The sequence below is a fragment of the Paenibacillus thermoaerophilus genome, from assembly GCF_005938195.1.
GTDB classification, from domain to species: Bacteria; Bacillota; Bacilli; order Paenibacillales; family Reconciliibacillaceae; genus Paenibacillus_W; species Paenibacillus_W thermoaerophilus.
In genome coordinates, this window is record NZ_VCQZ01000013.1 from 72,676 (window position 1) to 92,312 (window position 19,637).

At 63.6% G+C, this 19,637-nt stretch carries 14 protein-coding genes and 1 pseudogene; 7 read left to right on the plus strand and 8 right to left on the minus strand.

Annotated elements, in window-relative coordinates; translation table 11 throughout:
• Positions 1-403 precede the first annotated feature (403 nt).
• Both FE781_RS10675 and FE781_RS10680 read left to right on the plus strand, forming a co-directional pair.
• Positions 404-2,143, plus strand: coding sequence for a glutamine--tRNA ligase/YqeY domain fusion protein (locus tag FE781_RS10675; protein WP_138789617.1), 1,740 nt, complete (start codon positions 404-406; stop codon positions 2,141-2,143).
• A 117-nt stretch (positions 2,144-2,260) separates the two neighbouring features.
• Positions 2,261-3,223, plus strand: a complete 963-nt coding sequence (locus tag FE781_RS10680; protein WP_138789618.1) for a 1-phosphofructokinase family hexose kinase — start codon at positions 2,261-2,263, stop codon at positions 3,221-3,223.
• A 146-nt stretch (positions 3,224-3,369) separates the two neighbouring features.
• On the opposite strand, the gene FE781_RS10685 is transcribed toward FE781_RS10680, so the two are convergent.
• The gene (locus FE781_RS10685) at positions 3,370-3,672 is read right to left on the minus strand and encodes a LysM peptidoglycan-binding domain-containing protein (protein WP_138789619.1); all 303 of its coding nucleotides are present in this window, start codon (positions 3,670-3,672) and stop codon (positions 3,370-3,372) included.
• 308 nt (positions 3,673-3,980) lie between these two features.
• Between FE781_RS10685 and FE781_RS10690 the strand changes: the two genes are divergently transcribed.
• The gene (locus FE781_RS10690) at positions 3,981-4,826 is read left to right on the plus strand and encodes an aldo/keto reductase (RefSeq protein ID WP_138789620.1); all 846 of its coding nucleotides are present in this window, start codon (positions 3,981-3,983) and stop codon (positions 4,824-4,826) included.
• A gap of 178 nt (positions 4,827-5,004) precedes the next feature.
• Here the strand turns inward: FE781_RS10690 and map are convergent, their stop codons facing one another.
• The gene (gene map, locus FE781_RS10695; protein WP_138789621.1) at positions 5,005-5,754 is read right to left on the minus strand and encodes a type I methionyl aminopeptidase; all 750 of its coding nucleotides are present in this window, start codon (positions 5,752-5,754) and stop codon (positions 5,005-5,007) included.
• Between the two features lie 386 nt (positions 5,755-6,140).
• Between map and FE781_RS10700 the strand changes: the two genes are divergently transcribed.
• The 4 genes from FE781_RS10700 to FE781_RS10715 all read left to right on the plus strand — a co-directional run bounded on the left by FE781_RS10700 (position 6,141) and on the right by FE781_RS10715 (position 9,970).
• Positions 6,141-6,890 (plus strand): glycerophosphodiester phosphodiesterase, encoded by a 750-nt coding sequence (locus FE781_RS10700; protein ID WP_138789622.1) that lies wholly within the window; start codon positions 6,141-6,143, stop codon positions 6,888-6,890.
• A 166-nt stretch (positions 6,891-7,056) separates the two neighbouring features.
• Positions 7,057-7,545: a glutathione peroxidase gene (locus FE781_RS10705; protein WP_138789623.1), complete on the plus strand. Its 489-nt coding sequence runs from the start codon at positions 7,057-7,059 to the stop codon at positions 7,543-7,545.
• A gap of 18 nt (positions 7,546-7,563) precedes the next feature.
• Positions 7,564-8,502, plus strand: a complete 939-nt coding sequence (locus tag FE781_RS10710) for an alpha/beta fold hydrolase (RefSeq protein ID WP_170209510.1) — start codon at positions 7,564-7,566, stop codon at positions 8,500-8,502.
• Positions 8,483-9,970 (plus strand): FGGY-family carbohydrate kinase, encoded by a 1,488-nt coding sequence (locus FE781_RS10715; protein WP_138789625.1) that lies wholly within the window; start codon positions 8,483-8,485, stop codon positions 9,968-9,970. Before FE781_RS10710 ends, FE781_RS10715 begins: the two co-directional genes overlap by 20 nt.
• Before the next feature lie 386 nt (positions 9,971-10,356).
• Here FE781_RS10715 and FE781_RS10720 read toward each other — a convergent pair whose 3' ends face one another.
• From FE781_RS10720 to FE781_RS10745, 6 genes and pseudogenes are all read right to left on the minus strand, one after another.
• Positions 10,357-10,986 carry an ABC-2 transporter permease gene (locus FE781_RS10720; RefSeq protein WP_170209511.1) on the minus strand — a complete coding sequence of 210 codons (630 nt, stop codon included), beginning with the start codon at positions 10,984-10,986 and terminating at the stop codon, positions 10,357-10,359.
• Positions 10,979-11,636 (minus strand): annotated as a pseudogene (locus tag FE781_RS10725) (ABC transporter ATP-binding protein). The gene FE781_RS10720 and the pseudogene FE781_RS10725 overlap by 8 nt, the downstream one beginning before the upstream one ends.
• Positions 11,637-11,639: 3 nt before the next feature.
• Positions 11,640-12,020, minus strand: coding sequence for a GntR family transcriptional regulator (locus tag FE781_RS10730; RefSeq protein WP_138789627.1), 381 nt, complete (start codon positions 12,018-12,020; stop codon positions 11,640-11,642).
• A gap of 287 nt (positions 12,021-12,307) precedes the next feature.
• Positions 12,308-14,812 (minus strand): beta-propeller domain-containing protein, encoded by a 2,505-nt coding sequence (locus FE781_RS10735; protein ID WP_138789628.1) that lies wholly within the window; start codon positions 14,810-14,812, stop codon positions 12,308-12,310.
• A 119-nt stretch (positions 14,813-14,931) separates the two neighbouring features.
• A complete protein-coding gene (locus tag FE781_RS10740) occupies positions 14,932-17,979 on the minus strand; it encodes a DEAD/DEAH box helicase (protein ID WP_138789629.1) in 3,048 nt (1,015 codons plus the stop codon).
• A complete protein-coding gene (locus tag FE781_RS10745) occupies positions 17,976-19,604 on the minus strand; it encodes a hypothetical protein (protein ID WP_138789630.1) in 1,629 nt (542 codons plus the stop codon). The genes FE781_RS10740 and FE781_RS10745 overlap by 4 nt, the downstream gene beginning before the upstream one ends.
• Between the last annotated feature and the right edge of the window lie 33 nt (positions 19,605-19,637).

Here is a 19,637-nt window from a genome sequence, read left to right on the forward strand (position 1 = left end):
ACCGTCCTTTCCGTCCAAAGACGCATGATTGAAATTTATTTTCATGATGCGGATAGGCACATTATACCATGCTTCGACCCGATCGGACAGCGGCATTCGAACGCGCGAAAAAATCAGGCCCGGCGCCTGCGCGGCGCGCCGCGGTCCGGGACGGCCGGCCGCCGGAGAAGGCCGGGACCGATCCGGCGAAAAACCTGCCCGCGGCCGAATTGGCGCAAAAACCACCTATCTGCGCTTTATATTTGCGTTTTTTGGTGTATGATAGGGGAAATGGATTTTTTTCAAGATACAAGAACGGGTACCGCAATAGCCGCGTAGCGTTTCTTGTATTCAACGGTAAACGCGCCGTGTCCCGCGACGGGACGGCGAAGCCGTTTATCCTTGGATAGAGAGGTTGAGGGGTATGGAGACTAAACCGGCTGGATCGTCCAACTTCATCAGATCCATCGTCATCGACGACCTGCAAGCGGGCAGGGTGAAGGAGATCGTGACGCGATTCCCGCCCGAGCCGAACGGATATCTGCATATCGGGCACGCCAAGTCCATCTGGCTGAACTTCGAGCTCGCCGACGAGTTCAAGGGACGGACGCACTTGCGGTTCGACGATACCAATCCGCTGAAGGAAGACATCGAATACGTCAATGCGATCAAAGAAGACGTGAAATGGCTCGGCTTCGAATGGGACGGGCTGTTTTTCGCCTCGGACTTCTTCGAAGAGATGTACGAACGGGCGCTTCTGCTGATCCGCAAAGGCAAAGCGTATGTCTGCGAGCTGAGCGCCGAGGAAATCAGGAGAACGCGCGGCACGCTGACGGAACCGGGCGTCAACAGCCCGTACCGGGACCGGCCGATCGAGGAGAACCTCGATCTGTTCCAGCGCATGCGCGCCGGGGAATTCCCGGACGGCTCCAAGGTGCTGCGGGCGAAGATCGACATGGCGTCGCCGAACATCAATCTACGCGACCCCGTTCTTTATCGAATCTCGCACACGAAGCACCACAATACCGGCGACAAATGGTGCATCTATCCGATGTACGCTTTCGCCCATCCCCTGGAGGACGCGATCGAAGGGGTGACGCATTCGATCTGCACGCTGGAGTTCGAAGATCAGCGCCCGCTGTACGATTGGGTCATCCGGGAGTGCGAGATGCCGAACGTGCCGCGGCAGTATGAATTCGGCAAGCTCAAGCTGTCCAATACGATCATGGGCAAAAGGTATCTCCGCCAGTTGGTGGAGGAAGGCATCGTGGACGGCTGGGACGATCCGCGCATGCCGACGTTGTCGGGTCTGCGCCGCCGGGGCTATACGCCGGAGGCGATCCGCGCGCTGTGCCGGGAGACCGGCGTATCCAAAAGCAGCGGCATCGTCGACTACCGGCAGCTCGAATATTACATCCGCGAGGATCTGAAGCTGAAGGCGCCGCGCACGATGGCCGTCCTGCGTCCGCTGAAGGTCGTAATCACGAACTATCCCGAGGGCCAGACGGAAATGCTCGAGGCCGAGAACAATCCGGAAAATCCGGAGATGGGCGTGCGCCATATTCCGTTCTCCCGCGAAATCTACATCGAGCAGGACGATTTCATGGAGGAGCCGGTGAAGGGCTACCACCGCCTGTATCCCGGCAACGAGGTGCGGCTGAAGCACGCGTACTTCATCAAATGCGAGGAAGTCGTAAAAGACGCGGACGGACGGGTCGTCGAGCTTCGCTGCACCTACGATCCCGAGACGAAGAGCGGGTCCGGCTTCACCGGCCGCAAGGTCAAAGGAACGATCCACTGGGTCGAAGCGAATCACGCCGTGCCTGCGGAGTTCCGCCTGTACGACTCGCTTGTGACGGACGAGGGGGATGAGGCGGCCGAACAAGCCGAGACGGCGCAGGTCGCCGGCGAAGAAGCGGGCGACGACGCGGCGGGCAAAGTCGACACATCGTTCCTCAGCCGGATCAACCCGAAGTCGCTGGAAGTGGTGCACGGCTTCGTGGAGCCGAACCTGCGCGACGCCAAGGCGCAGGACAAGTTCCAGTTTTTCCGGCACGGGTATTTCAACGTGGACCCGAAGCATACGAAACCCGGCCATCTCGTGTTCAATCTGATCGTGTCGCTGAAAAGCTCGTTCGATCCGTCCAAATCCGGCAAGGCGTAAGACGGAAGCCCGCTTTTTCCCGGTTTGGGGGAAGCGGGTTTTCTTTGCGCCGGGCGAACGCTGCCGCAAAGTGGCCGGAAGGGCATCGGGAGGTTATGGATTCATGGGGGACAGGCGATGAAACGGACGGAATCGGCGGCGAGAATCGCCACCGTTACGATGAATGCGGCGATCGACAAAACTTATTATTTGCCCAAGCTGGAGATCGGGCGCGCCATGCGCGTTACCTCCGCGCTTGTCGACGCGGGAGGCAAAGGCATCAACGTCGCCCGCGTGCTGCGGCAGCTTGGGCTGGACGTGACGGCGACGGGATTTGTCGGCGGATACAACGGCGCCTACATCGAGCGGGAGCTGCAGTCGACCGGGATTGAGCCTGACTTCGTGCAGGTGGCGGGAGAGTCCAGGCTGGCGTTGAACTTCATCGACGAATCGACGGGACAGTCGACGGAGTTCATCGAGCCGGGCCCTGCCATCGGCGAATCGGCGGTGATGGAGCTGCGGGACAAGGTTCGGGCGGCGGCGCGGCGGTCGGCCTTGGTCTGCTTCAGCGGGAGCATGCCGGCGGGCGTCCCGGCCGATCTGTACCGCGAACTGATCGGGATCGCCCGGCATGAAGGCGCGACCGTGCTGCTGGACGCCAGCGGGGAACCGCTCCGGCACGGTGTGCGCGCCGCTCCGGACGTCATCAAGCCGAACGAGGAGGAGGCGGCGCAACTGCTCGGCGTCCGGACCGGCCGGGAAGACGAGATGCGCCGCGCGATGGCGCGATTGGCCAAGGAATACGGTATCCCGTGCGTTTGCGTCTCGCTTGGGGCGAGGGGTTCTCTGGCGCTGGCCGGGGGAAGATTCTACCGGCTGCGCCTGCCGGAGCAGAAGGTCGTGAACGCGGTGGGAAGCGGCGATGCGTACTTGGCGGGATTGGCAGCGGGTATGGCGAGAGGGTGGCCGCTGCGCGACAGCTTGAGGCTGGCGGCCGCCGCGGGCACGGCCAACGCGCTTCATAGGCGGGCGGGATATGTCGAGCCGGACGTAGTGGCGCGTCTGTTCGAATTGGTTGAACTGAGCGAGGAAGAGGCGTAAGAGCGGTCTGAGACAGCGCGCGGAATCGGGGGAGCGTCCTTCGCCCGGTTGTTCCGCCCGCCTCCAACCGAATATCGCACATGACGCAAAACGGACGAGCCTCTCCGGAAGTCGTTCCGGAGAGGCTCGGCGTACCGGGGCGGCGGTTATTGTTGGCCGTCGAGACGGCGAACCCGCTGCTCCAGGCGGCTGACGCGCTGCTGCAGGCGGTTGATTTCATCCTGCTGCCGGTTCACCTGATTCTCCAGCCGGTTCACGCGCTGCTCCAGATTGCCATGCGGCGGCTGAGGACCGGGTCCGGGTTGCGTGCCTGGAATGAGCAGGCGCTGGCCGGGGAAGATCAGGAAGCTTTGCAGGCCGTTCGCCGCGATGATGGCCGCCGGAGTCGTGTTGAAGCGGGCGGCGATCGAATTGAGCGTATCGCCGGGCTGTACGGTATACGTAAACAATCGCAATCCCCCCGTGGGTGAATGTCTTGCTGCCCACAGGATATGCGCCCGGCGGTCTCCGTGACTGGGCGCGCCGGCCAGCCTCTCGGCGATGGGGCTTGCGGCCGGGCGGAATCGCCCGCAGGGCGGGTTAAGGGAGTGCTCTTCTCCACCTTCGCCGAATCGCCTTCGGCGGTTTCATCGGGGCCGCCCTTTTAGACGAGGGTAAGACGGGATTTGTCGAATTTGGGGTTGGAACTCCTTCTATGCTAGGATAATAACTGGGAATTATCGATTCATCTATCATTGTCAAAGGAGTGGAGATCGACATGACGACGGCTGCATCTATCGCGGACGCGGTCACGCTGGCGAACGGCGTCCGCATGCCATGGGTAGGATTGGGTGTTTGGCGGGTGGAAGACGGGGACGTGGTCATCAACTCCGTGAAAGCGGCTCTGGCCGCAGGCTACCGGAGCATCGACACGGCGGCCATCTACCGCAACGAAGAAGGCGTAGGCCGGGCGATCGCCGAGAGCGGCATCCCCCGCGACGAGCTGTTTATTACCACCAAGGTGTGGAACGCCGACCAAGGATACGACAGCACGCTTCGCGCGTTCGAGGCCAGCATGGAAAAGCTGGGTCTGGAGACGCTCGATCTGTACCTCATTCACTGGCCGATGCCGAAAAAAGGCCGCTTCAAGGAAACGTGGAAAGCGCTCGAGAAGCTGTACAAGGAAAAACGCGTCCGCGCGATCGGCGTCAGCAACTTCCAACCGGCGCATCTGGACGCCCTGATGGCCGATGCCGAGGTGAAGCCGATGGTGAACCAGGTCGAGCTGCATCCGCGTCTCGCTCAGCGGGAACTGCGCGAGTATTGCCGCCGCCACGGCATCCAGATCGAGGCGTGGAGTCCGCTGGGCCAAGGCCAACTGCTTGAGGACCCGACGCTGAAGGAGATCGCGCAAAAATACGGCAAGACGACGGCCCAGGTCATCCTCCGCTGGGACCTGCAGAACGGCGTTGTCGTCATCCCGAAGTCGGTCAACGCCGATCGGATCGCCTCCAACGCGCAACTGTTCGACTTCGAGCTGAGCGCCGAGGACATGGCGCGTATCGACGCGCTGGACTGCGGCGGCCGGATCGGGCCGGACCCCGATGTACTGGAAACGGAATAACGCGGAATCGGCGAAAAAGCCCCGACCCTTGCGGGTTGGGGCTTTTTTTGCGCATACGGGACGGCGGACGGGGCGCTCCCGTCTTTACAAAAGCTCAACGGCGCGTTAACCTCCGGCTGACGGTCGGCGGCTAGACTGGAACAGAACGCGGGGACCGGAGAATCGCCGGAAGCCGAAGTTAGTCCTGCGCCGTCAGAATCAGCGGGCCGCCCGCCGTGATCGCGATCGTGTGCTCGTATTGCGCGGAGAGCCGCCCGTCCCAGGTGCGCGCCGTCCAGCCGTCCTCTTCCACGTAGAGGTCGGCCGTTCCGCAATTCAGCATCGGTTCGATCGTAATCACCATGCCTTCCTTGAGGCGCATGCCCCTCCCGGCCGGGCCGTAATGGGGAACTTGCGGGTCCTCGTGCATGCGCGTGCCGATTCCGTGGCCCGTGAACTCCCTTACGACACCGTAGCCCTGCGCTTCGGCGAACTTCTGGATCGCGTTGGAGATATCGCCGATCCGGTTGCCGACGCGGGCTTGCTCGATGCCGATGTACAAGGCCCGCTTCGTCGTCTCCAGCAGACGGGCGGCCTCCTCCGACACTTCGCCGACCGCATAGCTCCAGGCGGAGTCGGCCAGCCAGCCGTTCAGATTGACAACCATATCGATCGTCACGATGTCGCCGCTGCGCAGCGGCTCCGGGCTGGGAAAGCCGTGGCAGATGACGTCGTTGACGGAGGCGCAGGTTGCGTATTCGTAACCGTTATAGCCTTTCTGTTCGGGAATCGCTCCGTGTTCGGCGAGAAATCGTTCGACGAACTGGTCGATCTCCCGGGTGGAGACGCCGGGTTTGATGCGTTTGGCGATCTCCCGGTGGCAAGCGGCCAGCAGCTTGCCCGCTTCTTGCATTTTGGCGATCTGATCGCGCGTTTTTATCGTGATCATCGTAAGCTTCAGGCTCCTTCTTCGCTTGGCCGGCCCCTTGACGGGAGCGGAAGGCGGACGCATGGCGCGTGCCGTCTCCCGGTTGGCCGAGCCGCGATTTCTGCGGGTTCCGGGCTCCTGCCGCCTGGTCGGAAACGGCGCGCAGCCCCCTGCCCCGAGGCAACGGGGAGCGGCTCCGTCCGAGAAGGCGCGGGCTTCCGTCCGGATCGTCCGTCCGAGACGGCCTGTGTTCATTATATGCTTTGACGGATGTTGTTGCACGCCGAGCCGGGTCCGGGACGGCCGCCCTCCGATATTTTCGCGGCGCAGACAGGAAAATGCCCTGCGTGTTGCGAATACGATGGAGTGAAGAGGCAATACACGCAATACTTGGATGGGGTGATCGAATGTCGAAAAATCAGCCGCTGGTCATCGGCCACCGGGGAGCGGCCAGCATCGCTCCCGAAAATACATGGGCCTCTTTCCGCACCGCAATCGAACAGGGCGCGGACGGGATCGAGCTGGACATCCACCTGTCGGCGGACGGGAAGCTGATCGTGATTCACGACGATACGGTGGACCGCACGACGGACGGCAGCGGCGAAGTGTGGAAAATGACCGCGGAGGAGCTTCGCAAGCTGGACGCCGGAGCTTGGTTTGACGAACGCTTCCGAGGCGAACGCCTGCCCTTGCTGGAGGAAGTGTTCGCCCTTGTGCCGCCGGGTCTGCTGATCAACATCGAGATCAAGGGCTCCTATGGCGGCAAGCTGGAAGAGGAGCTGTCCCGGATGCTGGATGCGGAGGGCCGCAGCCACCGGGTAGTCGTCTCGTCGTTCGATCACAAAATCCTGCAGCGTCTCAAACGGCTTCGTCCGGCGACGGCGATCGGGCTCCTGTACTCGGCGAATCCCGTAACGCATCTGGGCCTGACGACCGGGATGCAGGGCGAGGTGACGTCGTTTCACCCTCATCACAGGCTGATTGGCGAGTCGGATATCACCGAGCTGCGCCGCGCGGGTTATGCGGTATACCCGTATACGCCGAACCGCGAGGAGGATTGGCGGCGGCTCGTTCGGGCGGGCGCCTCCGGCATTATCACGGACCGGCCGGGGGAGCTTCGGGAGCTGCTTCGCCGCGAGGCCGGCCATTTGGGGTAAGAGGGCGGACGCAAGGTTCGGAAGACGGAAGGCCAGCCGGCGGAAAAGCGCGGGCTGGTCTTTTTGTGTTCGCCGCGCCGTTTCGCCGAACGTCCCGTGATGCAGAGGCTGGAAATGTGGGGTATAATGATCCGTAAGATCCCGAAGAAGAAAGGGCGGAGCAAACATGTCGATCTACGAATGGACCGTTCGCGCGGCCGACGGGCAGGAGGTCGGGCTGGACGCGTACAAAGGCAACGTGCTGCTGATCGTAAACGTCGCGTCCGCTTGCGGATTCACCCCGCAGTATGCGGGACTGGAATTTCTGTACCGGCGCTACCGCCAGGCCGGATTGCGCGTGCTGGCGTTTCCGTGCAATGACTTTGGCGCGCAAGAGCCGGGCACGATGGAGGAGATCCGGGCGTTTTGCTCGCGGAATTACGGGGTGACCTTCGACCTGTTCGAGAAGATCAAAATAGTCGGCGAGGAGGCCCATCCGCTGTATAAGCACCTGACGCAGTCGCCCGGCTTTGCGGGAGATGTCGCCTGGAACTTCGAAAAGTTTCTCGTCGGCCGCACGGGCCGGACGATCGGGCGCTTCCCGAGCCGCACGCCTCCGGACGATCCCGAGCTGATCGCCGCGATCGAAGCGGCTCTGGCGCAGGACGCCGGCTGAGCAGAGGCGGTGATCGGAATGGGGCGGCGGGAAGAATGGACCTGGACGGCCCGGGACGGGTTGCGTCTGCACGGCGTCGGCTGGCGGCCGGATGCGGAGCCCCCGGCGGGAGCGGTGCTGCTCGTTCACGGCATGGGCGAGCATATCGGCCGATACGAGCATGTGGCGGCGGCCATTGCCGGCGCGGGGTACGCCTGCGTCGGCTTTGATCTGCGCGGCCACGGCCGGTCGGGTGGCCGGCGCGGGGACGCCGAATCGTACGAGCATCTGCTCGACGACGTCGATCTGGCGCTGACCCGGCTGCGCGAATACGCGCCGGACGTGCCGGCGTTCGTATGGGCGCACAGCTACGGCGGCGCGATCGCGCTTAATTATGCTATCCGCCGCCGGCCCGGCTTGGCCGGAATGGTCGTCACCGGGCCGTGGCTGAGGCTGGCGTTCGAGCCGCCGGCGTGGAAGCTGGCGGTCGGACAAGTATTTCGGCGCGTCTGGCCGTCGTTCACGATGAAGCGGGGCATCCGTTCCGGCCGGCTGACAAGGATCGCCGAGGCGGAGGCGGACGCGATGAGCGATCCGCTTAACCATGGCGTGATCTCGGCCCGCAGCTTTTTCGGCGCGAAGGAACATGGCCTCCGGGCGCTTCGCGAGGCGGACGGGCTGCCCAGTCCGATCCTGCTGATGCACGGAGGGGACGATCAGGTGACGGACGCCGGGGCGAGCCGGGAACTGGCGGACCGGCTCGGGGAGCGCTGCACGTTCCGCCTGTACGAAGGAATGGCGCATGAGCTCCATAACGATTGGTGCAAGGACGAGATGCTGGGAGAGGCGCTTCGGTGGCTGGACGAACGGACGCGGGAACTGCGGCCCGAACTGGCGGCCCCGAGCGATGAGAACAGAGAAGCCAACGACTTGGACGAGACGAAGGAGAATTGCGGGGATGCTACTTCTTGGCATTGATATCGGCACGACTAACAGCAAAGTAGGTTTGTTTGACGAGCAGGGAAGGACGGTGGCCATCGAGAGCCGGCCGACGGTCGCGTATACGCATGCGGACGGCTACTCCTATTACGATCCGGAGGAGATGTGGCAGGGCTTCGCATCGGCGGTGCGCGCCGTCCTGGAACGGGCGGGCGGCCGGAAAGTCGGCGCGATCGGAATCACCAGCATGGCCGAGAGCGGGCTGCTGGTCGATGTGGAGACGGGCAAGGCGCGGTCGCCGTTTATGCCGTGGTACGATACGTGTTCGCAGGCTCAGGCGGAGCGGATCGCGGCCGAGTCGGATGCGTACGAGCGCTTCCGGGCGAGCGGGCTGCGCAACAGCTTCAAGCTCGGTCTGGCGAAGCTGATGTGGATTCGCGACCGGTTCCCCGAGGCGTTCGGCGGCTCGCGCTGGCTCTCGGCTTCAAGCTACATCGCCTACCGCCTGACGGGCTCGATGGCGATCGACTATACGCTGGCGGCCCGCACTTACGCGTACCGCATCGACAGCAAGCAGTGGGACGACGCCTGGATTCGCCACTTCGGCTTCGATCCGGCGATCTTCCCCGAGGCGATTCCCGGCACGGCTTCGGCCGGGACGACGGTCGAAGGAGCGGCCGGACTGCCGGCCGGCATCCCGGTCGTCATCGCCGGCCACGACCATGTGGTGGCCGCGCTTGCCGCGGGAGCGATCACGCCGGGCGTCGTATACGACTCCATGGGGACGGCCGAGACGCTGGTCGGCACGCTGCAGGAACGCCCGCTGGGCCGCGCGGAGTTCGATTCCGGCATGTCGTACGGGCTTCACATCGCCCCCGGCCGGCTGTTCTGGATGGGCGGCAACTCGGCTTCCGGAGGCTCGGTCGAATGGCTGCGCAAGCTGCTGGCGGACGAGCAGATGAGCTATGAGAAGCTGCTGTCGCTGCTGGCTTCCCGAGAGCCGGGACCGACGGGCATTCTCTACTATCCGTATTTGCCGGGCAGCGGTGCACCCAGACCGGATACGAAAGCCCGCGGGTCTTTTATCGGCTTGACGAACAAGCACGGCAAAGCCGACTTGATCCAGGCGGTGCTGGAAGGAACGGCGTATCAGCTGCAAAGCATCCGCCGCGCGGCCGAGCGGATCGCAGGCGAGCCGATCGAACGGCTTGTCGTGGTCGGGGGCGGCACGCGCAACCCGTATTGGCTGCAGACGAAGGCCGACGTGCTGAATGCGACCCTGGATCTGCCGCCGGTCGAGGAGGCGACCCTGCTGGGAGCAGCACTTGCGGCGGGCGTCGGCGGAGGCGTATACGGCTCGGTTGAGGAAGCGGCAGCGGCGGTGCGTCTGGAAGGCGGGCGCCAAGTTGCGCCGGACGCCGAGCGGCACGAACGGTACAAGCGGCTGTACGAGCAGGGCTACGAAGCGCTGCAGGACGCGCTGCGCGTGTATTTCCGCAGCTTGTAAACAAGCAAGGGTGCGACATCCCGAAAGGGATGCGCACCCTTTTTTCAAGGACAGGGGACAGCCGGGGCGGGAGCGAGGCTGTTTTACGCTATAAAATATCGTTAACGCGCCCGTACGGGCCGTTCCGTATGCATTTAGCGATGCAAAATATCGCTAACGCCTGGAATCAGCGGAAACGAACCGGGAAACCGGCCCTTTAGCAATATTTTATATTGCTAAGCATCGTCGCGGGCCACGGTTTTCCGGCAGTAACGATAAAAAATAGAGTTAAAGATCCCGCATGCAGAATCTCCGGGAGGGCCGGCGTCTGCCGCCTCCCCTGCCCGGCCGGCTCCTCCCGACTTGCCGCAGGAGATCCCCGCTTTAAGCCGGCCCCCTTCACAATATCAACTTCCCATGTCCTTGCGCAGAAAGATCGCCAGCGAGAGGCGGTAGGAGACGAACAAAAGCGCAAGACCGACGAGAGGCAGCGCATATAGGAACGGAAAGCCGGAAACGTTCGCAATGCCGATGTCCACCGAATCCGCGACGGAAATAAATCCGGCGATGCCCGCAGCGGTCAGAAACAGGGTGCTAAACGTTGCGATCGCGGCGCTTTTGGTTCCCAGCCAGTAATACAAGGGATAATACAAAGACGTGAACAGCATGGACACGAACACGGCCAACGCCAAGGTTTGCAGCGAAAACGGGAAATCCTCTGGTCCGTATCGCACCTGATTGCTCAAATTGGACAAACAACCCAATACAATCCCGATGGCGAGATAGACGAAAAACGAAGCGTATTTGGCCTGGACGATTTGCTTCCGTCCCACCGGCAGGCTGCCCACGAAAAGCATGCTCTTGTTGCGGATCTCCAGATTGGTGGCGAACAGCGTCAGCATCATCGTCGGAAGAACCACGAGCATCATCGGCGAGAAGGGCGTGACGGTGATCACGCCGAACACCAGGACGTAAGCCGCAACAAATAGAAAATACCAGCGCAAAACGATCAGATCTTTGCGGATGAGGTTAAGCATAAGAACGGGCGTCCCCCTTCGCGGTGAAAAACAAAATATCCTCCAGCGTCGGACGTCCGATCTGCGCATGGCCGGCGAATAAACGTTCGGCCCCCCGCCGGTCGGCCGTCAGTCCTTCGAATCCGACGGACGTCTCGCGGATGCCGACGAACAGGCGGCGGATGTCCGGGTCCAGCAGCTCCCTGGCGGCGCGAACGATTGCGTAGCGATCGAATATGTGCTCCTTGGGCTCATTGAACACAAGCTTTCCCCGGTTGAGGAAGGCCATATAATCCGCGATGCGGTCGAGGTCGGTCGTGATGTGGGTGGAGAACAGAACCGTCTTCCGTTCGTCCAGCATCAGCTCGGCGAGAATATCGAGCAGTTCCCGGCGAAATACCAGATCGAGCCCCGCGGTCGGCTCGTCCATGATCAGCAGATCGGCCTGATGGGACAAGGCGAAAGCGAGCGCAAGCTTCATTTTCATGAACCTCGCCGCCGTTCGGAAGGGAGATGCCCATCATGATCCGGATGAGCGTGCTTTTGCCCGCGCCGTTGGGGCCGATCAAACCGGTAATGAAGCCTTGCTTCACCTCGAGAGATACGTTCTCCAGCGCGAAACGGCTGAAGCGTTTCGTGACGTTGCGAAGCTCGATGATCGGATTTTCCATGGATCAATCCTCTCCTTCCTCGTATAACAGTCGGATATGGGCGATCAGTTCCTCGAGGGGCATCTGCAGAGACTTGCTTTCCTGCACGACTTCGATCAGCTTGTTTTCCAGCAGCCGAAGCCGCTGTTCCCGGATAAATTGGGGGCTTGCGCCGGACACGAACGAGCCTTTGCCGACGACCGAATCGATCAGCCGCTCCTTCTCCAGCTCCTCATAAGCCCGCTTGGTCGTGATGACGCTGATCTGCAGGTCCTTGGCCAATTGACGGATGGACGGCAAGCTCTGACCGGGCGCCAGTTCCCCGTTCAGGATCGCGCTGCGGATCTGCCGGACAATCTGGGAATAGATCGGTTCGTCGGAGGCGTTGGACAACATAATGTTCATGGCTTCACCGCTTATTTTGTATTTAGTGTATATATATAATATATACACTATGAACATAGAGGTCAAGGGGAAGGGACCCGCAATCGGCGTTCTCCGAAGCGGCCAACATCAAAATAAAAAGCACCCGCCGCGCCGGTCAGGCGCAGCAGGTGCGAAGGAGCGCTCCATGAGCGGGGGGAGCGGATGCGGGATATGCCGAATGACGACCGCCTCCGCAACCAGCCGGCGGCGTTGCGGCAGAGTCGCCCGTGAAGCAGCCGGGCAGCGGCCGGCGTCGTCCATAACGTCTACCTGGCCGGCATAGGCATCGGTTCCCCTTTCGGATACACTTGCGGTTTCGGCTTCGGGAGCGCCGGATACGTCAGCGACCCGAGTTCGGCGAGGCTGTCGAGGTCGTTGGCCTTCAGCATCGCCTCGGACAGCGTATAGAGCGTATGGCCCGCATACAGGATGCGGCGCACGGATTTGTCGTAATCGTAGCCGTACTGCCCGCTTTTCGCGAGATCGTCGTTCGTCAGATGCGTGATGCGGCCGCGCAGCTTGAAGCCCTCTTGCAGATCGATTCCGTAGACGTACGCGCCTTGGTACGTGAATTCGCCATAGGCGAGCTCGCCGGCTTCAACCTTCGATTTGTCCTTGATCTCCATCAACTGCACGGGGAACGCCATCAGCCCTTTTTCGCGGGAGAACAGCAGCGCCTTGTGATCGCTCAGCAGGTCCGAGTGCGTGCCACGGTCGCCGATGACTTCCTTGAATTTTTCCTTGGGCTGGGTAACGTCGGATACGTCGAACAGCGCGATCTTCATGCCTTGATAGAAGGCCATCGTCGCGTCCGGCCCCGCCCCTTTCGACGGGAGTTCGATCGTCTCTTTGCCGAAGCCGATCAGATGATTCTCGTCGTACGGGTGCAGGTAATCGCTGTACCCCGGGATTTTGAGCTGGCCGAGCACGGCCGGTTTGGCCGGGTCGCGCAGATCGATCGCGAACAGCGGGTCCACGTTCCGGAACGTCACCATATACGCGCGTCCGCCCATGAAGCGAACCGAGTAAATGCGCTCGCCCGGGGCCAAATCCTCCAGAGCTCCCACCTGCTTCAACTGCTCGTTCAGCACGTACACGTTGTTTTTCGACGTCGCCTCGCCGCTTGCCCACATGTCGCCTTTGGTCGTGGCGATCCGCAGGTAGCCGTCGTGTTCGTCGAGGGAGAACTGATTCAGCACGGTTCCCGGTACGGAGCCTTCGCCGACATGAAGGACGCGGCCTTGATCGAGCCGGAACTTGTAAACCTTCGTCTCCTGGCGGTAATGCTCGCCCTTCGGGATGTAGTGGCCGACCGCCACGTACAAATGCTTCGTCGAGGCGTATACCGTCTGGCCCGACCCAAGATAGGCGGATACCTGCATCTCCTGTTCGGGGCGATCCAGATCGAGCGCTCCGATCATCATGACATTGCTCTCCGGGGACTCCGGGAAATAACGGATACGGTCCAGCGGGAGCGTGCGGAGACCGGCCTCGCCGCCGGAAGCGGAATCGCGGTAGACCGGCTCGAACGAAGCTTCGGGCGGAATCGCGGCTTCGGACCCGGCAACGCTCTTGGAGTTGGCTTTGGCGTTCTCGAGAATATGGTAGACGTGGGTGTATTTGTTCGAAATCAGATACAGCGCGCCGCCGATCTTGCGGGAAGAGACGTAGTTGCCTTCGAGCTCGGTCTCACGCACAAGCTTCGGCTGGCCCGCCTGGTCGATCTCGTACACCAGCGTCTTGACCGTCGTCCGGGTCGGATGCACGGGCCAGATCGCAATCTTCTTGGCCTCGGGCTGTACGCTGCCGCTGGATTGGGCCTGATCGGCGCCGGAGCCTGCCCCCGTGTCCGCAGGCAGCAACTCATGAGACTGGCCGATCACGACGAGACGTCCGCCGTCGGCATACAGCTCCTGCGGGCGAAAACTGTCTGACGAGTAATCCAGTGTGGCGGCGAGCTTCGGTGCCGAAGGGTCGGCGATATCGGCGATCCGCACGCGGGAGCCGCTCAACTGGTAAATAAACCGGCCGTCGGTTTTGGCCCAGTCGGATTCGTCAACGCCGTCCACCTGCACGTTCGTCTTGGAATAGCCGGCTGTGTCCGTCCCCGTCTCCGAAGGAGCGGCGCTCTCGGTTTTGGCTTCCGACCGGACTTTGGCGGTGTCCCCGATTTGATCCACGGCAATGAACGAGCCGCTTTCGGCGCCGGCGACTTGAACCGTCATTCTCCCGACAGAAGCGAGCTGCTGTGTCTTCTCCAGCAGTTCGCGCAAATTCTCGGCGTTTCCGATGACGGGCAGTTCCGCCGGATCGTCCACAAGCGCCGTCCGGCTGGCGGCGTCCCAGTACACCACGGCGCCCAGCGCTTCGCCGATCGCGCGCAGCGGCACCATCGTCACCCCGTCCTTCAGCATGGGCGCGACATCGAGCCGGATCGTCCGTCCGGACGCGGTCAGCGTCGGATCTCCCAGCGTCACGACGGCGGTCTCGCCGCCGCGCGACAAGGTGACCGTATGCCGTCCGTCCGATCCTTCCTTCCACTCCACCGTCGCCCCGAGCGCCTCGGCGACGGGACGCAGCGGCACCAGCGTCGTTCCCCCAACCAGCACGGCCGGCGTATCCAGCGTCATCGGCTTGCCCCGCAGCGTCACGTTGACGGCGTCGCCTTGCGCCGGGGAGGCTTGCGCGGCCGGGGAACCGGCGGGAGCGGCCGCCGGCGCCGCGACGAGCGCAGCGGCGAGCAGAACCGCCGTTGCGGTTTTCTTCAGCATGTTCGATCGTTCCTCCTTCAAGGAAATGGCGTTCTCTCCCGACTGGAAACCATTCTCTGTTATCCACTCAGACGAGATGTCCCGGAAGAAGGTTGCAGCAGCGATCGATGGCGGTTACATTATTGAATCCACTCCCGCCGCAGCCGGAACAGGTCGCGCAGCTCGTCGGTGGACAGCTCGGTGATCCATTGCTCGCCGCCGCCGATAATCGCCCGTCCGAGCTCCTGCTTGCGTTCCAGCAGCTCGTCGATCCGTTCCTCCAGCGTGCCGAGCGTCACGAATTTATGGACCTGCACGCGTTTGGACTGGCCGATCCGGTACGCCCGGTCGGTGGCCTGGTTCTCCACGGCGGGATTCCACCAGCGGTCGTAATGGAAGACGTGATTCGCTGCCGTCAGATTGAGGCCGGTGCCGCCCGCTTTCAGGGAGAGCACGAATACGCCCGGTCCCGAGGCGCCGCCCGCCTGGAATTCCGCAATCATCGCGTCCCGTTCGGCTTTGGGCACGCCGCCGTGCAGGAACGGCACCCGTTCGCCCAGCTTGTCGCGAAGCACGGACTGAAGCAGGCGGCCCATCCCGATAAACTGCGTGAAGATGAGGCATCGGTCGCCTTCCTCGCGCAGCTCCTGGACCATCTCGACGATCCGCTCCAGCTTGCGGGAGCGGGAGATTTGCATGTCGCCGCCTTCGGCCGTCAGCAGTTCGTCCGGCTCTTTGTTGTACAGCGCCGGGTGGTCGCAGAGCTGCTTCAGCCTGAGCAGGGCCGACAGGATGCGGCCGCGGCGCTGCATGCCCTCCAGCTCGCCGATCTCGCGGAACAGCTCGTTGACGGTATGCTCGTACAGCGCCGCCTGTTCGGGCGTTAACTGAACGTACGCCTTCAGCTCCATTTTGTCCGGCAGGTCGAGGCCGACCGCCGGATCGGTCTTCACACGCCGCAGCAAAAACGGTTGAATCAGCTTCTGCAGCGCGCCCGTCCGGTCCGAGTCGCTGCGCTCGACGCCGCTGCCGAACCGGCGGTTGAATTGCGGCAGGGCGCCCAGATAACCGGGATTGAGGAAATCGAAAATCGACCAAAGCTCCGCCAGCCGGTTCTCCACCGGCGTCCCCGTCAGGGCGATGCGATGGCGGCCGGAGAGGCGGCGCACGGCGGCGGATTGCTTCGTCTGGGCGTTCTTGATGTTCTGCGCTTCGTCCAGACAGATAGCCGTCCATTCGACGGACGCCAGTTCTTCCTCGTCCAGATGGGCCAGCGCGTAGGAGGTGACCACGATGTCCGCCCCGGCGATCCAGGCGCCGAACGATTCCCCTTTTCGGCGGCCGGGACCGTAGTGCAGCTTCACGTGCAAGCCGGGGGCGAACCGCTCCAGCTCCTTCTGCCAGTTGCCGAGCACCGAGGTCGGGCAGACGAGCAGAGCGGGCGGAGCGTCGGGTTCTTCTTCGCGGACGGCGAGCAGATACGCGATGAACTGGATCGTCTTGCCCAAGCCCATATCGTCCGCGAGACACGCCCCGAAGCCGAACCGCCGCAGGAAGGACAGCCAGGCGGCGCCTTCCCGCTGATACGGGCGCAGTTCCCCGCGCAGCCCGGACGGCGGGTTCCAGGGAGGAAGCGCACGGGTGTGGCGCAGTTGGCCGATCAGGGCGGCTAGCTGCGCGTTCAGCTCCAGTTCCAGTTGAAGCCGGACGGACTCGTCTCCGTCGCCTTCTCCTTCGCCGGCCAGCTCGCCGGGCAGTTCCGTTCCGCCGAGCAGCTCCATCTCCAGCACGTCGCGGAACCGCAAGCCGCTGCCCGCGCCCGTGCGGTTCATTAACCTGCGAAGCTGGGCGAGCGTCGCCGGATCGAGGTGAACCCACTGGCCCCGGATTCGGGCGAGAGGCTGGCTCCGTTCCGCCAGTTCGCGGAATTCGGCTTCGGTCAGCTCGAGATTGCCGATCGCCAGCTTCCAGTCGAACTGGACAATCTGATCCAGCCCGAGCAGGGAGCTTCTCCCGCCTCCGCGTCCCGGCTCGCCGGTCCGCGCCCGCGCCCGCAGCTTGGGCCGCAGGCGGCGGAGCTCCTCCCACCAGTCGGGGAGGCGCACGCCGTAGCCGAAGTCATGCAGTATCGGCGCGGCTTCCGCCAGGAAGCGCCAGGCTTCCTGCGGGGTCAGCCGCGACTTGGGCGGCGTCGCCTGCGCATCGGCGGGTTCCGCGCGCAGCCACGACACAAGCTTGCCGACCCGCGAGATCCGCCGATACAGCCGGTCCGCGTACGGGGCCCACTCGTCCGGCAGGCCGCTGTTCCGCCCGTGCTTCCCGAGCGGCTCCAAGCCGCCGTCGGGCGTCACCGCCAGCTCGCGGGGCCGCTTGGCCGAGGGGTCGGCCGGCACGATGACGGTGCGCAGCGTCCACGCTTCGTCCCCGATCGGCGGACGGCCGCCGCTCTCGCTGCCGCTCGGCTCGATGTCGCCGTCTGGCGGAACCGCGCTCTCCGCATCGGGCTCCGGCAATGCCGGCTCCTCCAGCCGCAGCTCGACGCGGAATGGCGTATCGTCCGGCGTCCAGCCGATGGCCAGCAGCCAATCTTCCTCGTCCGCCCATACGTCGTCGGCGAGCGCCTGCCGCTGCATCGCGGGGAACGCCGCCTGCACGCGGTTCCACTGTTCGAGCAGCCCGCCCTGCCGCTCCAGCCGCAGCCGTACGAACTGCTCCGTCCACTCCGCCGCCAGCGGGCCCGCGTCCCGGAGCATGTCAACGCCCCGCATGCGCCAGGCGAGGCGTCCTTGCCGCCAGGCGTCGTAATCCGGCACGATGTCCCCGGCGTCGGCCGCGGCCTTGAGCTGGCGGGCGATCCGGCGGATGTCCTCGGCCTGTTCGTCCCATTCGACGGAGCCGAACGGATTCGCCACGGCGTCGGATTCGGCGAACAGATCGACCGCCCAGTCGGCCGGCAGCGCAAATCCTTCGAATCCGCCTGTCTGAACGGTCTCCAGCAGCGTGCCGTAATAGGAGGGAGCATGCCAAGCCATCAGCAGATGCTTGAGCTGCGTCGGCTCGACCGGGGCGTAACGCGCGCGCTTGCCGTCCGCTCCGGAATATTTCCATTCGCCGGAGACGGCGAACGTTCCGTCCGCGCGCCATTCGACCCGCACTTTTATCGGGTTGGTGCCGATTCCTGTTGTCATCCGATCAGCTTTCCCTTCCTCAGTTCTTCTTGAAACGCCCGCAGCCGGCCGTGCATCTCGGACAGGCGCTCCACGTACGCCTCGAATTCGTCGCTACGCTTGAGCTTTTTATAAATCGTCCGAAGTCGCTTCAACAGCCGGACGGCCATCCGGTAGGCGGCGCGGTTTTTCTGCAGGATATGGCGTTCCGATTCCTGGTGAAGCCACGGCAGCAGCAGCTCCGGCCGCTTGGACTCCAGCTCCTTGTACGCGGCGCGGTCCGCGTCGTCCGTCCCGAGCCGGTGCGCCATATGGAAGCTGACCCATTCGCGGTAGCGCCCCAGCTTGAACAAGGCATCGACATACAAGCTGTAGCTTCGCGGCATCGCGTCGGCCAGCAGCGCCAGCCACCGGTCGCCGCAGTCCAGATGCTCCGCGCAGGCGGCCCAGTACGGGTGCAGATGATGCAGCGTCCACGGATCGTTCGGGGCCAGCAGCGACGGCGCGGCGGCGAGCCAATCCCGCAGCCTGCCCCACTCGCGCTGCTCGGTCAAATCCGACAACTGCAGCTCGATCGTCGGCCAGGGCAGCGGCGCGAGCGGGCGCAACCAGGCCCAAGCCGCTTCGTCCTCGCCGCGCAGCGCTTCGAGATGGGCCAGCAGCAGCCCCTTCAAGGAAGGATCGGCATCCTCCTCCCCGAGCATAATCAACTCCTGCCGCACCCAATCGTCCCGGCGCAGCGGCCTGAGCCAACTGAGCCTGTAAAAATCCGTCCAGCGGACGCCTTCGTTCTCCGTGCGCAGCGCGCGCGATCGAAGCATGCGCCGCGTCTCCCGCACCGCCGCGTCGAGGGACGGCGGCGCTTCCCGGATATCCGCCGCCGTCTCGGGGGAGATCAAGCTTCCGAACTTCGAGGTGAGCGGTTCGAGCAGGCGCTGCAGGTACAGCGCCTCCGGCTCGTAATACGGGCGGGTCGACCGCGGGGAACGCGACCAGGCAACCGCCGACTCGATGGCGACGAGCAGGCCGGCCAGCGAGTACAGCCGCTGCGCCCGCCGATCCCATCGGGACGCGCTGCGTTCCATCGCCTCGTGCATCCGCGCGAAAAAAGCTTGGGGCGATCTGCGCTTCAGCTCCGTCTGCTCCGCTTCGTGCCGCTCGGCCACATCCTTCAGCAGCTTCTCCCAGCCGCCGGGCTCCGGCGGATGCAGTCCCCATTCGGCGGGGTACATGCCGGAGGCGAGAGAGGAGGAGCCGTCCCGGGCACCGGCGCGACTGGCGGCTGCCGCAGCGGGCATGGCGGCCGGGGCTGGCCTCGGTGCCCGCAGCTCCTTGACGAACCGGTCGGGGTGCTCGTAAGCGGCATACGCGTACAAAAACAAAGCGGCCATATGCCCGCAGTATTCGTTCGTGCCGCACGTGCAATCGCTGATCGCGAGGAAGTCGAAGTCGAGGGTCGCCGCCACCGGCCCTTCGGGCGTCAGCACGCGGCCGGAGAGCCGATTGCAGCCGGACATTTCGGCGTTGTAGACCAAGCCCTTCTGCTGATACTCCAGTCCTTCGACGAGCGCGTCGATATGGAATTCCTCCCGAACCCGCGCGGCGAAGTCCATCAAGTCGTCACGGGCGATTTGCGATTTCAGCATGCGATTCAGCCGTCTCCTTACCCCAAGAGGGCG